The following is a 14,524-nucleotide window of genomic DNA, read 5'->3' on the forward strand; positions in this document are numbered from 1 at the left end:
CAGGAGATTTGAGCCATGGCAGTGCTATCTGCGGAAGGCGTGACGTTCGATTTTGAAGTGCCGGTCGTCGTCGTGGGGGCAGGGGCATGCGGTCTCGTCGCAGCCCTTGCGGCACACGATGTGGGGCAAGAGGTGATGGTGCTGGAGCGGGACGAGAACCCGACGGGCTCTACCTCGCTGTCCGCTGGTCTCATTCCGGCACCGTGCACCCGATTGCAGAAGGAAGCCGGTATCGAGGACAGCCCCGAACTTTTTGCGAAAGACCTCGTAGCCAAGACCCATGACCATACGCCGCACGATATGGCGCTGGTTGCGGCGCAAGCCGCAGGTCCTATGATCGACTGGCTGATGGATACGCATAAGGTGGAGTTCGAACTGGTGACGGGGTTCATCTATCCCGGTCATTCGCGCCTTCGCATGCACGGCCCGAAAAGTCGTACCGGTGCGGATCTGGAGCAGGCGCTTCTTGCCGCTGTGTCCAACGCCGATATCGATGTCGTCACAAATGCGTCCGTCGAAGATCTCTATGTGGATACCACTGGTCGCGTCACCGGCGTGCGGTTTCGGCGGCCCGATGGCGCGCTGGAAATGCTGGGCTGCAAGGCGCTCGTTCTGGCCTCCTGCGGCTTTGCTGGCGATGTTGCCTTGGTGCAGAAATACATCCCCGAAATTGCGGACGCAGAATGCTGCGGTCACCTTTCCAATACCGGCGATGCGGTGAAATGGGGACTGGAAATTGGTGCCGCGCTCGCAGATATGGGTGGCTATCAGGGCCATGGTTCTGTCGCTCACCCCCACGGATTACCACTAACCTGGGCCGTTATCACCAAGGGCGGCATTCTTTTGAACGCCGAGGGCCAGCGCTTTTCCAACGAGATGCGCGGCTATTCCGAACATGCCGCAGAAGTCGCAGCGCAGCCCGACCACATCGCCTGGGATATCTATGATTCCAGAGGAGATGAGGCGGGCATGGGCTTTTACGATTACCGGGAAATCCGCAAGCTGGGCGCCATCAAGACAGCAAACAGCCTGGAAGAACTGGCGGCTGTAACAGGCCTGCCGCTTGCAGATATCCGGGAAGAATTCGAGGCCATCGATACATCCGCACGCACCGGCACGCCGGATCGGTTTGGTCGGACGTTCACGCAGGATGATGTGCTCAGCGCGCCCTATCATGCCGTGAAAGTCAACGGCGCGCTGTTCCACACCCAAGGCGGGTTGGTGATCAACGCCGAGGCGCGAGTGCTACGCGAGGATGGCACAGCCTTGCCGAACCTGCTGGCAGGTGGGGGCGCGGCGCGCGGTGTCTCGGGAGATTCCAATTACGGCTACCTGTCCGGCAACGGCCTTTTGACGGCAACCAGCTTCGGTCGGTTGGCGGGCATGACCGCCGCGCGGATTGCTGCCGAAAGCTGAAACAGGAGGAGAGCTTGATGAAGAAGGTTATGGTCATCGTACCGTTTGCCATGGGGCAGGATGACATCACCCGCAGGCAAGCGCAGATGGATGCGGTCGATCTCGGCCCAGGCATCGAGTTTCACTATCGATCCGTTCGGATGGGTCCGAAGAACTATTCGAGCCAGCACGACATGGCCCTTGCTGACGTCTCGATCCTCGATGCAGGTCTAGACGCGGAGAAAGACGGCTTCGATGCCATCTGCATCGACACCATGTCCGATAGCGGCATGTCGATGCTCCGCTCGGTGCTCACCATACCGGTTATCGCTCCGGGCCGTCATTCCATGCTGATGGCGCAGATGCTGGGTGACAAGTTCTCCATCCTCATGATGTGGGATCGCTGGAAAATGCTCTACACCAAAACGCTGGGCGAGCTTGGGATGGAGCATAAATGTGCCTCCATGCGATCCATCGGCGTAACGCCTGATAATAAAAGCCTGCTGGCTGGCAAGGAAGACGAGGTGTTCCCGCTTCTGCTGGCTGCCGCGAAAAAATGCGTCGAAGAGGATGGCGCGCAGGTGCTGATCCTGGGATCCACGACCATGCATGAGGCGCATTCCTGGCTGTCTGCCCGCATCGGCGTTCCCGTCATCAATCCCGGACCGCTGACCTACAAGCTGGCATCCATCGCACTCGACCTGAAGCTCACCCACAGCAAGGCGACATGGCCGACGCCCCTATCGCCAAAGCACGACATGATCCGCGCCATCGGCGCTGCCGGAGCGGCCTATCTGGAGAGCAACCAATGATCCGCATTCTCGTCATCGTTCCCTTCGCACTGGATGCCGAGGGTGTGCGCAATCGTCAGGCGCAGTCGCAATATGTACCGCTACCTGCGGATTGGGAACTGACCTATCGCCCCGTCACCTGCGGCCCGACATCCTTCATGTCTCCGCACGACTGGGGGCTGATGGACCTCGCCATCTTCGAGGCCGGGTGCAAGGCGCAGGATGAAGGGTTTGACGCCGTCTGCATCGACACGATGTCGGATAGCGGCATGGTCATGCTCCGCTCCGTCCTCTCCATTCCCGTCATCGGCGCAGGCAAGGCTTCGATGCTCTATGCGCTGACGCTCGGTGGCAAGTTTTCCGTGCTTGCGCAATGGGAGCCAGCGCTGCCACGTTATCGCAAGGCTATCAGAGAATATGGTTTCGACCGCCAATGCGCCTCTGTGCGCAGTTTCGATCAGCCGCCTGATTTCTCGAACTTGCTGGGCGGCAAGGAGGACAGTGTGTTTCCACGGATGCGCGATGTTGCCATGCGCTGTATCGAAGACGATGGTGCAGAGGTCATTTGCCTGGGATCGACAACCATGCATCAGGCCGGAGAGTATCTGGCTGCGAACCTGCCTGTCCCCGTCGTCAATCCCGGACCCCTGACTTACAAGCTGGTCGAGACCTTTCTGGCGCTTGGCCTCACCCACGGCAGGGACGTTTATCCACCGCCTGTCGAACCGAGGCTCGACATGCTGCACGCCATGATGAAAGCTGGAGCTGAAGCAGAAGCGAAGGCCTAAGGCAAGGGGAGTTCCTTGGGCCGTGTCATCAATTGCCGAGCGAGAAATCCTTACCATCTTCTCGCTTCAGCGACACGCGGTATTCATAGCGGTCGGCCCGGTAGAAGATTTCAGCGGCGTAGAACGGCGTGAGCTCGGCGTCGAAAAACAGTCTGTTGACCAGCATCAGCGGCGCGCCGATTGGAATTTCCAGATGTTTGGCAGCGTAATCATCTGCCAGTGTGGCTGTCAGTGTTTGTTCGACCTTCTCGACCACGGCGCCAGCTTTTTGGACAAGGTCAATCATGTTGGTTGTCGCCAAGTCCTGACGTCTGAGCGTCCCTCCGATCTCCGGCAGCAAATAGGCAATGGAGAGGGAGTAGGGTCGACGATCCAGTGAGCGGACGCGCACCGCGCGAACCAGTTGGGTGGTCGGTGCCACTCCCATCTGCTCGCAGATCCGAGGCGGCGCCTCGCCAAGGTCGAGACTGACCGCCTTCAGTCGCGTGCTTTTACCCACCGCGTTGAGATAGCTGAACAGGCCATTGATATTCGACACCACTGCGCGGTTGAGTTTGTTCTCTTTCGAGCGGTCCGTGACATAAGTGCCCCGCCCGCGCGTTCGGGTCACGAGCCCCTCTGCCGTCAACATTTCCATTGCTTTGCGGATCGTAATGCGGCTGACGGAAAAACTTTCAGACAGTTCAGCTTCGCTGGGAACGGCGACTTCGCTGGGGTAGTAACCTTTCAAGATGCGCTCTCGCATGACCGCATAAACCCGATGATAAAGAGGGGTCGGAGAATGAGTGTCGCGCATCAATGGTGACATCCTGACAATGAATAAAACTGCACAAAATAATTGCATACGAGACTGTATGGTGCAAACTAAAAGATTATAACATTATGTCATTTATACCATTTGTAACGAGGCTGATGCCATGAAATCATCGGGCCGACTGCTCCGTTTTTAAGAGTTGCCAACGGGTTCAGGTTGCAGGATGGTAACGATAATGCGGAAATAACACGTTCGGCGTTAGGCATTTAAGCTTTCGCATATATACGTTTCGATAGGGATGTGTATCCTTGGGGCATTGTTATCAGTTGTCGGATGCGAATTTGAAACTAACGGTCATTCTCAAAACGCTGAACGAGGAAAAGCGTATCGGCGCTGCTATCGAAAGCGTCATGGCTGCATTGGTGGGTATTGAGGGCGAAATCATCGTGGCCGATAGCGGGTCGCGCGATAAAACCGTCGAGATCGCATCACAATATCCGGTCATCATCGCCCAGATTGAAGCGCCTGCCAAAGCCAGTTGCGGCATTGGCCCACAACTGGGTTATCAGTACAGCAAGGGTGAGTTCATTTGCCTGATGGACGGCGATATGCTGCTGGATCCGACATTTTTGCCTGCGGCACTTGACTACATGGATAAGAACCCGCGCGTCGCGGGCGTTAGCGGCCATGTCAACGAGGTCAATCTCGATAATCTGGAGTTTACCCGGCGGGTGCAGAGACATGCACCGGAAAACCTGACCGGTGTTCTTGACCGGCTGAATGGGGGTGGCCTTTATCGCCGAGCGGCTATCGAAGCCGTCGGTTATTTTTCAGACCGGAATCTGCACGGTTACGAAGAGTTCGATCTTGGACAGCGCCTTCGGTTGCGTGGGTGGACGCTTTATCGCCTCGACAGGCGGTTCGTGGACCACTTCGGCCATAGCATCAATTCCTATGTGCTGCTCACACGCCGCTGGTCGTCGAAATATCTTCGTGGCGTGGGCGAGCTGTTGCGTGCCGGGTCCGAACAGTCTCGTTTAGGAGATTTGACCAGCGAGCTTTCCGAAATTCGACTGTGGCTGGGTGTCTATGCATGGTGGGTGATCCTGTTGGTCTGCCTTATCGCAGGCTTCTTCAACGGATATGGCTTTATCGTATTTGGGGTTGCACTCGTCGCGCCGGTCGCCTTGATGAGCATCCGGCAACACAGTCTGTCGTTGGGGTTTTATGCCGTCGTCGCTTGGTGTTTCCACGCCGCTGCACTGCCTCTCGGTTTCCTGAGCGCGCGCCAGCCGCCCGAGAGGTGGGTTGAAAGCAAACTTTTGAAGTCGCAATGAAAACACTCGTTCGCGTCAGTCTGATTGCGTGCCTGTCGGTCGGCCAACCAGCCATCGCGGATGATTGGCTCCCGGTTCGCGAACAGTCACTGGAAATTCAGCCGGGCAGCCCACTGGATTTCTCTCGCATGCTTCCGAATGGCACCATCAATGATGCCTCCAGGATCGTGATCAATTCCGCTGGCAAGCTGGCGAAGGCCAACAATACCGAAACACCACAGCGTTTTCTGTGCGCTTCGCTTGCCTGGAGCCCGGCGTCTGGCGGGTTTCCGGATCACGCGATGGCGGATCGGTATGCCGCACAGTTAAAAGTGCACGGCTACAACATCGCCCGTTTCCATTATGTGGATGCAGCTTTGATGGAGGGACGTACGACCGATTTCGATTTCAATCCGCAGGTTCTTGACCGTGTTCACTACCTGATGGCTGCACTGAAACGAAATGGCATCTCCTGGATTCTAGACGGGCTTACCTCTTCCAGAGGTGCTTACGGTGGTTTTGGCGATCGGTGGGAGGTTAAAGGTGATCTGAAACTTGGTGCGCAGATCGACGAGACTGATTTCGGCCACTGGCTTAAATTCCAGGAATTGTTTCTCGCCAAGGTCAATCCTTACACGAGCATGACGCCGGTTCACGATCCGGCACTGGTCGCAATCGTCCCTTTCAACGAGAACGGTCTGGAATTCGATTCCATGATGCAGGAGGCGACGCGGGGAACTGTATTTTCCGAACGTCTCAAGCCATTGTTCAACGAATGGCTTTTGAAAAAATATGGTTCGATGCAAGCGCTCGCTCAAAAATGGGGCCGGTGGGTGATGGAAGGCGACTTGTCCAATCGCTCCATTGCGTTGCCAACCAACCGTTACGAGCGCAGCGAGCGGATGCGTGACCTGCAATCTTTCTTTATCGATGTAGAGCAGGGCGCAACAGTCAAGATGACGAGCGCCCTGCGTCAACTTGGCTTCAAGGGTATCATCTTGCCCTACAACAACTGGCCGACGGTTCAGACAGGCATGACCCGCGCCAGTCAAGACGCAGTAGCGATGAACACCTATCAGGACTGGGTGGATTCCTATGCGCCCGGCACCAGCATTCAGGGCAAAAGTTCGCTGGAGGACGGGCTGCTTTATCTGCGGACAATCGGGCTTGCGCGCTGGCTGGGTCGCCCGTTCTTCGTCACCGAATATGACCATCTCTTCTGGAGCCCGTTCCGATACGAGGCGGGGCTTGCAGCACCCGCATTTGCCGCCATGCAAGGGTGGGACGTGCTGTGTCGGCATGCCCATGGCCCCATCGTTCTCGCCTATGGCGAAGATTTTCCGCATAAGAAGCAGATGCTGCCCTACGCCATTGCGCTCGACCCGGTGGCGCGCGCGGGTGAGACGCTGAGTGCCCTCGTTTTCCGTCGTGGCGACGTAAAATCCTCCTCGCTTCGCATACCGTTTCTCGTCGAAGGGCAATCTGGTCTGCCCGATGGTGTCAACGATATGGAGCCTGAGGCGCTCACGCGGTTGGGATTGATCGGTGCCGTTGGACTTCAGTCATCATCCACAGGTAGCGCTGTCGCTGTCGCATCGTCGCGCGCGGGCCAGACGGCGATGGGCATTGTTGCGAAGTTGAAAGAGCAAGGACTGCTGGCCGGCGCCCACACGGCCGATCTGGACCAAGGCCATGTCTTCAGCGAGACCGGGGAATTGCAGTTGAATGCGCCGGAAAAAAGTATGGCTGTACGATCGCTTCTGACGGAGGCTCTCGCTTTCGATGTGCTGAACACGCCAGTCGATCTCGGTTTTGTGACAGTGCAATCGGCAGATGGAAGAGGACTGTTTTCACTGTCATCGCTTGACGGCTTGCAGCTTGAGAAAAGCCAGAAACAGCTCCTCATTCTCGCGTCTGACGCGCAGAACACCGATATGAGGTTTCGGGATGCGGAAGAGCGAATCATCGACAATTTCGGGCAATTGCCGGTGAAGATCCGCCGCATGCAGATCGCCCTTCGCTTGCGCAATGACAGTGCCTTAACGATCTCCCCCGTCGGGCTTGATGGGCGTGTGTATCCCCCGGTCCTAAATGCCGGTGCAGGTGAAACGATCACGCTGAGCAACGACACGCCTCAGGGACCAACGACCTATTTTCTGGTCGAAACGACGATCAAACAGCCATCATTACCTCAATAGAAATCGTGGACCAGGCGGCTCCAGCTTTCGCCAGCAACACCGCCGATATAGGCCTGACCGCTTTGCATGGCCTGCTTGAACTCAGGCGATCTGGAGGCGGCGGACACGCCTGTGACATGTCGATACCAGATGCCCTTCTGCTTCGATAATGCCGGTATGATCTCAGGCCGAACCTGTGCCGAGGCGAAGGCAAAGCCTGCTTCTTTCAGGGAAGTAAAAACAGTGTCGACGACGGCTTCCTGCTTGCCGGTCTGCCATAACAAATCGAGAATCTGCGCTTCGCCGCCTCTGGCTCGAACAAAAGAGAAAACGCCGTTCACAACGCCATTGCCGTCCTGCACCTGAGCAAGGACCAGGCGACCTTGGCCCAATGCGTCACTGGATGCCTTGATGGTCCAGTCGAGATCTGGCGCGGAGTAGACCGGCGCGACCGTATAGTTCGCCAGGAACTGGTTGGCGTATTGTGCATACATGTCCACATCGACCGGGCTAGCGCTGAACCCGGAGGCTGTCCTGCTTCCACTCATGGACGCTGGGAGAGGTAAGGAGCCCTGGTGGAGGAGTGCTGGATATTTTTGAGAGACGCGCCGCCTGACATAACCGGTGGCCGCGGGCAGGGGCTTGAAAACCTTGTACCAGCGCAAGCTTTGGACCGGCAGTTCGACGCCGCCGATGGCTTTGAGATGAGACACGCTGACGGGTGCGGCGCTATCGGAGAAGCTGATCTGGTTGACCCGGGGGCGCAGTTGAAAGATCAAAGCGGCGATGCTGCGTGGGTTTGCGTCGTCTGCCGCCATGAAGGCGCACGCCAGCCGTGCCGTGACCGGTTCCTCCCCAATTCGGTACGTCATGGGCAAAATAATCAGAACGCTTTTGACGTTTCCGGTCCCATCGACTGACACGATACTCCCATTGTCCGGTGTGTAATTCGGGTGGGAAAACATCAGTTGGGTGAGATAGGTGTTCAATTCGGTTTTGTTCGGCTTCGACCGACCCCGAAACACGGACGCGAAGAGGTCCGCGATTTGCGCGACGTCAGCAGGTTCGGCAGGTCGCACCCTGGTCGCACGTTCCAATGTCATACTGCGACCTCCCGAGCTTCTTTCAACGACCGCGTGACATGAAGCCTCACCACGATCCACGCTGCCAAAACGATGCTGATTTCGATTGCGTAGCCTGCGATGAAAATGCCGTAGGGCGGCCATGCCCATGCCGCGAGGCCAATCACCAATGCGCCAATGCCATTCGAGAGGTTCAATACCCAAGCCCGCGATGCGTGTTCACCGGCAGCGCCGAGCAGATCGACCGCGATGGACCATATCGCGACGAAAACGATGAGCCAGGCCATGATCCGCAAAAACTGCGGCAGAGACACGTATTCGGGTCCGAAAATCAAAGGCATGAACGAAGCGGCGACAAAGATCACGATGGCTGCGATCAAACCCAGAGCAAAGGCAAGGCCCAGAATACGGATGGTCAACCGAAAGGCATTGTGGATGCCCGACATGCTGGCAACGGCGAGACGGGGGTAAACAAGCCGGTTCAGCGCATCGATGGCCATGTAGCTGCTATCGGTAATGCGTCTGGCGACACCATAACTTCCCACGACCTCCGCTCCGGCCACAAAACCCAACACCAGCAAATCGACGTTTTGGCGAATGGCCCTGAAGATGAAGGGCGTGGCAAAGAGCAGTCCAAGCCGAACTTCATCCCTTTCGATAACGAATTTTGGGCGGCCGATGCGCAGGGCGAAACCGGCATAGAGAACGAGTGTCAAGAGATGGGCGCCGAGCTGCCATGTTGCCCAACTCTGGACGGTCGACACCTGGAAGGCGAAGCACGCCAATGCCGCCGTCACGGTGCGGACGAAGGCAAAGCCGACGACGGATGCATTGGCAGCACCATATCGGGAGTGCGCGAGAAAAATACTTTCACCCAGCATGATCAATCGAACGAGGACGACGTTGGTCAACACCAGTTGAAATGTGGTCAGGACGCTTTGCCCGGACGTTTCGCCGAAGCTGATGAACTGCGGCAAAAGCACGGTGCCGAGGACGACCAGAGTGGCTCCGCTGACACATGTCAGAATAAGGTTGTGGCCGAATATCCGTGGGAAGCATTGGGGGTCTTGGGGCACGCGGCGCACGAGGCACTCAGAGGCGCCCAGTCCACACAGATGGACAGCGATGCTGGTAATGGCCATGAAGGAGACGTAGCGGCCAAATTCCTCCGCACCGAACGAACGGGCCAGGATTGCGAATGTGATGAGCTGCGCGGCGTTGGCAATCAACAGGCTCGCTGACGATGCGCTGTAGGACAGCAGCATACTGATCAACCGTGGCTTGTCTTTTTTGTCGCTGCTTATCATCTCGTTCATATCCATGCCGCAAAAACAGATGCGCTGTAAACGATTTATCAGCGGACTCTATGATTTAGTAAGTCTGTATATAAAGAAAATGTTTCGTTTTGATTGATGTAGAGGTTACGGTGAGGCATGTACGAGTACCCAACCGAAAAGCGCACCAGGCCGGTCTTTGACGATCCCGTGCCTCGTGCGACCGTCCATTCGAAGGGTTCGACGCCTGTCGAGCCCATGGTAACAGTTGCGATTTTACTCGCCTGGCTGCGTCGCGGCCTGTTTTTCATCGTTATTTTTGCACTTTTGGGTGGTGCCTTGGCTGTGGGTTTCGGGCTTGCCGTGAAGCCACGCTACACATCCAGCATGGACATTCTGTTGCCGCCGCCGACCGGTCAGGTCGTGCCAAACGAACTCACAACGCCAAACATCCAGAGTGACGCGCAGATACTCGATATTTCGAGCAAGCTGCTTTTGATCACGTCGGGCAATGTGTTGCGGAGGACGGTCGAGCAGCAGAAGCTTCAGAACGTGCCGGAATTCAATTCCGCCGCCGACACGCAAGAAGGTCTGTTCAGCTGGTTGAAAATGCCAAACGCGACGCCATCGGATGATGGCGTTGTTATCGCGATGCGAAACCTTGCCAAGCGCATCAAAGTCGCACGCCAGGGCGGGACCTATCTCGTCTCGATAAGCCTGTGGACGCGTGACGCCGATCGGTCGGTGGCGGTGCTTTCGACACTGGCGCAATCGTTTCGCGAAGAACTCGAGGCGACCCAGACCGATCTCGCAAAGAACGCCAGTGCCGCACTGTCCAATCGTCTGGAAGAACTGAGACTTGCTGCCACACAGGCTGCCAACGACGTGATGCAGTTTCGTCAGGATAACAATCTCCAAAATCTCGGCGGCGGCTCCGTCAATACGCAAAGCGTGTCGCAGCTGAACACGCTGCTGAATGAAGCATCCTCTCGATTATCGGACGTTCAATCGCGTTACAAACGGCTAAGCCAACCGGCAACCGATGGCATCGTGCCTACGGATACGCTGGATTCTCCGACGCTCATTGCGCTGCGCTCGCAATACAGTGTCCTCAAACAGCAGTACGAAGAACTGGCGCTGACCTATGGTACGCGCTACCCAAAACTTGTGACGGCACGCGCGCAGCTTGGAACGCTTCGTGCAGAGATGGCGCGGGAGACAGAACGCTCGCTACAGACCATTCAGGTTGATATGGATCAGGCGGAAAACTCCGTTGCCACCTTGCGCGCCCAACTGGAAAATGCCCAAAAACGTGTGTCCACCGATGATACGGCTCAAGTCCAGCTCCAGGAGCTGGAGCGTAACAGTCAGGCAAAATCTGCCCTCTATGACACCTTTTTGAAACGGGTTGGTGAAACCAGCGAGCAGCAGCAGATCAGTGTCTCCAACCTGCGGATCGTCACAGAACCGGTGCCGCCGGAAAAACGCAGTTGGCCGCCACCAACCGTACTCCTGGCAATTGGCGGCGTTCTGGCGGGGCTGATACTGGGTGTCATTTCCGTTCTGGCAACCCGTCTATTCGTCCTTCTTCGAGACAACAACTGGCGCTACGAACGGGGAAGCTGATGCAAATAGTCTCGGGCCTGAAAGAATACGCCGGTTTTCAAGGCAAGATCAGGTCTTTGGTCTTTATGGGGCTGTTCCTGTTTTTCTGGATCACGACAAATCCCTTTGTGGATCTCACCAGTGTCGAGGTCAGCGGATCGAACGCCACCGGCGGATCCAATCTCTTAAACCAGCTGGTTTTTCTGGTTTTGACTGTCGTCACACTCTATGCAGCCCTGACCCATCCGCTGCGGTCTCGCATCTGTCAGCCGCAGATTCTTGTTATCGCGCTGTTTTCGTGGTTTCTCATCTCGTCCGTTCTTTCGAACTATCCTGTCGACGCGATCAAACGAACCATTCTGGCGATACTGACCTGCCTCAATGCCGGGATGTTTCTGCTGCTTGCGCGTTCGGAACAACAGTTTGCGCGTCTGATGCTCTATGGGACGGCGATTACGCTGGGTATAGCCTATTTCGGTGTTATCTTTCTGCCGATGCTGGCTATCCATCAGCCAACCGAGCTGATCGAGCCAATGAATGCGGGCTTCTGGAGGGGGCAGTATTCCCACAAGAATCTGGCTGCGGCCGTGATGCTTTTGGCTGCGTTTTTCGGGCTCTATTTTCGCAGCGTGGGTTGGAAGAAAAGCGGGCTGGCTGTTGTCATCCTGTCCGTTGTCTTCCTCATCCAGACCGGCGGAAAATCCTCCACTGCCATGTTGCCGCTGATACTTGTTCTCCAGTGGATATTCGAGAAGTTTCGCTGGAGCCGTTGGCCGATTGCGGTCGGTGGCATCGCTGCGTTCAATCTTCTGGCATTGGGGGCCGCACTTTCGGAAGGTTTTCGCGGCCTCATCGCATCACTGGGTGTTGACCCTACCTTCACCAACAGGACCGATATCTGGAAGATTGCATTCGACGCGATCACCCAGTCACCCATTTTTGGCTACGGCTTTCAAGGTTTCTGGCAGACCGCCGACATCACGCAGAGCTCGGCAGGACTTGAGACCTGGGCCGTGAAGGCCTTTAACGGGCACAATGCCTATGTCGATGCCTTGCTGACGACCGGAATTCCCGGCTTCATCCTCACCATAGCCCTCGTTATCTTTGTGCCTTTGCGGGCCGTCGGGCGTCTGGGCAAAGGTTCCAACAGCCCCGCACTGTCGCGCCTTTTTATGCGGGTATGGCTCTATGTGATCTACGCCGGCTGCCTCGAAGTGATCTTCTTTCAAAGCGGTAGCCCGATCTGTTTTTTCATGTTGGTCTCCATATTCGGACTGGAAATGCAATCTCGCATGACCCTCGTCAGCGACAAGAAACCCGTCTGGGAGGGGAAAAATGCCGTTGCTGTCTAAGGCGAGATATGTCGGTGAGCGTATTGCCGAAAGGGCCGTTCGGGCATTGCCCGTGTCGACGCTGAATGTGACATGCCAGCGTCCAATCGTGTCGTTCACCTTTGATGATGTGCCGGACACCGCATATACGGAAGGTGCGCGGATATTGGAAGAAAACGGTGTCCGCGGCACGTTCTACATTGCGGGAAGTCTGATCGGGACCGCAGAACCCGACCGCAACCTGATCTCCGCAGAAGAATGCCGGTCACTTGCCCAATCCGGTCATGAGATCGGCTGCCACACATTCGCGCACAAGCCCGTCAGCACGTTGAGCGGCTCGGAGCTGGCACGCGATCTCAATGGCAATGCCGAGGTTCTCGACGGCTTCGATCACGCAGGAGGGCTCAGGAATTTTGCCTATCCCTATAATCAGGGTTCGCTCCGGCATCGGCATGCTTTTTCCAAGCGCTACGCAACGGCCCGTGCCGGTGGAGATCGCATCAACCGTGGCAAGGTCAATCGGTCCTATCTCTGGGGAATGGAAATCAGGCAGCCGGACGTGGCTGCACGGGCTTTGACCCGTCAGATCGATGCGGTTGTGGCGGAGCCGGGCTGGCTCATTTTCTTCACCCATGACATCAGCAATGACCCGACGCCCTATGGCTGTACGCCCGAGACCTTCTCATCTCTGGTTCGCCATGCCGTCTCAACCGGATGTCTTGTGCTGCCCGTGCGCGACGCCCTCGGTCACATTGGGGAAGTGGGGCCGGGCTGAATGGGACGCACGTTGCTTGCAATCAACAACTATTTCTATCGGCGCGGCGGCGCGGAGGCGATATTTCTCGATCAGATCGAGATGTTTGAGCGGGCCGGCTGGCGCGCAGTGCCGTTTTCGATGCAGCATCCGAACAATCTCCCATCCCCTTGGTCGTCCCATTTCATTCCAGAGATAGAATTCGGTCGTCAATCCGGCCTTTTGACCAAGATCGAGCACAGTCTGGAGGTCATCTATTCTCGCAAAGCCCGGACCCATCTCAGCCGTCTTATCGATCAGGTTCGTCCCGATATCGCCCACGCCCATAACGTTTATCACCATATGTCACCCTCGATTTTCCCTCTCCTGAAGAAACGGGGAGTTCCGACGGTTCTGACGGCCCACGACCTGAAGCTCGCCTGTCCCGCATACAAGATGCTCTCGCCTCAGGGGATCTGTGAAAAGTGCAAGGGCGGCCGCATCCATAATGTCTTGACGAACAGATGCATGAAGGAATCGGTCGCGCTGAGTGGCCTCGTCATGGTTGAAACCGCCGTTCACCGCACGTTCGGGCTTTACCGAAACTACGTCGATCGCATCATCGTGCCGAGCCTGTTCTATCAGGCCAAGCTCATCGAGTGGGGCTGGCCGAGCGAGCAACTCATTCATATCCCGAATTTTGTCGACCAGTCGATCACTGACAATCCTCTTGTGTCGGAAGAGGGAGATTATTTTCTCTTTGCCGGCCGTTTGGCGCCCGAAAAAGGCATCGCGACGTTGATCAGGGCAACCGGCCTTTCAGGGCTACGGCTGCGCATCGCAGGAACCGGACCCGATGAAGCGTCACTTCGTGCACTTGCGCAGGATGTCGGTGCCAATGTCGAGTTCTTAGGCTATTTGACCGGAGGCGCTCTTCACGCTGCTATCGCCGGTGCCAAAGCGCTCGTGCTGCCATCCGAGTGGTACGAAAACGCACCGGTCAGCCTGCTGGAAGCCTATGCTCTCGGACGTCCGGTGATTGGAACAGACATTGGCGGAATACCCGAACTCATCAAAGACGGGGAGACGGGCTTGATCGCGCGATCGCTGGATGCCGAAAACCTCGCCGAGGTTCTGACTACTATGAACAGCCTGCCTAAGCCGGCTCGCCAAGATATGGGCGAGCGTGGCCGAGGCTGGGTCAACAGCGAGTTTTCGCAAGGGGCATATCTGGAACGCACGACGGCACTCTATAGGGACCTTGGCGTTCGCTGACGG

General features: G+C 56.8%; 12 protein-coding genes. 9 read left to right on the forward strand and 3 right to left on the reverse strand.

The annotated features are described in order from the left end of the window. Window positions 1-15: 15 nt before the first annotated feature. Genes GGQ73_RS01510 through GGQ73_RS01520 form a run of 3 tightly spaced genes read left to right on the forward strand, consistent with a single transcriptional unit; the run spans window position 16 to window position 2,974 of the window. Complete coding sequence (locus GGQ73_RS01510) at window positions 16-1,416, forward strand: FAD-dependent oxidoreductase (RefSeq protein WP_174155001.1); 1,401 nt, start codon at window positions 16-18, stop codon at window positions 1,414-1,416. 17 nt (window positions 1,417-1,433) lie between these two features. Further along, window positions 1,434-2,207: an aspartate/glutamate racemase family protein gene (locus GGQ73_RS01515; protein WP_174154999.1), complete on the forward strand. Its 774-nt coding sequence runs from the start codon at window positions 1,434-1,436 to the stop codon at window positions 2,205-2,207. Continuing rightward, window positions 2,204-2,974 carry an aspartate/glutamate racemase family protein gene (locus tag GGQ73_RS01520; RefSeq protein ID WP_183893402.1) on the forward strand — a complete coding sequence of 257 codons (771 nt, stop codon included), beginning with the start codon at window positions 2,204-2,206 and terminating at the stop codon, window positions 2,972-2,974. Before GGQ73_RS01515 ends, GGQ73_RS01520 begins: the two co-directional genes overlap by 4 nt. A gap of 28 nt (window positions 2,975-3,002) precedes the next feature. On the opposite strand, the gene GGQ73_RS01525 is transcribed toward GGQ73_RS01520, so the two are convergent. After that, a complete protein-coding gene (locus GGQ73_RS01525; protein WP_183893404.1) occupies window positions 3,003-3,770 on the reverse strand; it encodes a GntR family transcriptional regulator in 768 nt (255 codons plus the stop codon). Between the two features lie 299 nt (window positions 3,771-4,069). Here GGQ73_RS01525 and GGQ73_RS01530 point away from each other — a divergent pair, with 299 nt between their 5' ends. After that, window positions 4,070-5,065 carry a glycosyltransferase family 2 protein gene (locus GGQ73_RS01530; RefSeq protein WP_183893406.1) on the forward strand — a complete coding sequence of 332 codons (996 nt, stop codon included), beginning with the start codon at window positions 4,070-4,072 and terminating at the stop codon, window positions 5,063-5,065. Then, window positions 5,062-7,242 (forward strand): glycoside hydrolase, encoded by a 2,181-nt coding sequence (locus GGQ73_RS01535; protein WP_183893408.1) that lies wholly within the window; start codon window positions 5,062-5,064, stop codon window positions 7,240-7,242. Before GGQ73_RS01530 ends, GGQ73_RS01535 begins: the two co-directional genes overlap by 4 nt. On the opposite strand, the gene GGQ73_RS01540 is transcribed toward GGQ73_RS01535, so the two are convergent. Together GGQ73_RS01540 and GGQ73_RS01545 are read right to left on the reverse strand one after the other, a co-directional pair. Next, window positions 7,236-8,324 carry a hypothetical protein gene (locus GGQ73_RS01540; RefSeq protein WP_183893410.1) on the reverse strand — a complete coding sequence of 363 codons (1,089 nt, stop codon included), beginning with the start codon at window positions 8,322-8,324 and terminating at the stop codon, window positions 7,236-7,238. The genes GGQ73_RS01535 and GGQ73_RS01540 overlap by 7 nt on opposite strands. Beyond that, window positions 8,321-9,610 carry a lipopolysaccharide biosynthesis protein gene (locus GGQ73_RS01545; RefSeq protein WP_183893412.1) on the reverse strand — a complete coding sequence of 430 codons (1,290 nt, stop codon included), beginning with the start codon at window positions 9,608-9,610 and terminating at the stop codon, window positions 8,321-8,323. Before GGQ73_RS01545 ends, GGQ73_RS01540 begins: the two co-directional genes overlap by 4 nt. A gap of 126 nt (window positions 9,611-9,736) precedes the next feature. On the opposite strand from GGQ73_RS01545, the gene GGQ73_RS01550 reads away from it, so the two are divergent. Genes GGQ73_RS01550 through GGQ73_RS01565 form a run of 4 tightly spaced genes read left to right on the forward strand, consistent with a single transcriptional unit; the run spans window position 9,737 to window position 14,521 of the window. Next, entirely contained in the window at window positions 9,737-11,203 is a 1,467-nt protein-coding gene (locus tag GGQ73_RS01550; protein WP_183893414.1) for a GumC family protein, read from the forward strand. Then, window positions 11,203-12,534: an O-antigen ligase family protein gene (locus GGQ73_RS01555; RefSeq protein WP_183893416.1), complete on the forward strand. Its 1,332-nt coding sequence runs from the start codon at window positions 11,203-11,205 to the stop codon at window positions 12,532-12,534. The genes GGQ73_RS01550 and GGQ73_RS01555 overlap by 1 nt, the downstream gene beginning before the upstream one ends. After that, a complete protein-coding gene (locus tag GGQ73_RS01560; protein WP_183893418.1) occupies window positions 12,518-13,288 on the forward strand; it encodes a polysaccharide deacetylase family protein in 771 nt (256 codons plus the stop codon). Before GGQ73_RS01555 ends, GGQ73_RS01560 begins: the two co-directional genes overlap by 17 nt. After that, on the forward strand, window positions 13,289-14,521 hold the full coding sequence (locus GGQ73_RS01565; RefSeq protein WP_183893420.1) for a glycosyltransferase family 4 protein: 1,233 nt from the start codon (window positions 13,289-13,291) through the stop codon (window positions 14,519-14,521). Window positions 14,522-14,524: the final 3 nt, after the last annotated feature.

This window comes from Rhizobium skierniewicense (assembly GCF_014196515.1).
Lineage (GTDB): Bacteria > Pseudomonadota > Alphaproteobacteria > Rhizobiales > Rhizobiaceae > Agrobacterium > Agrobacterium skierniewicense.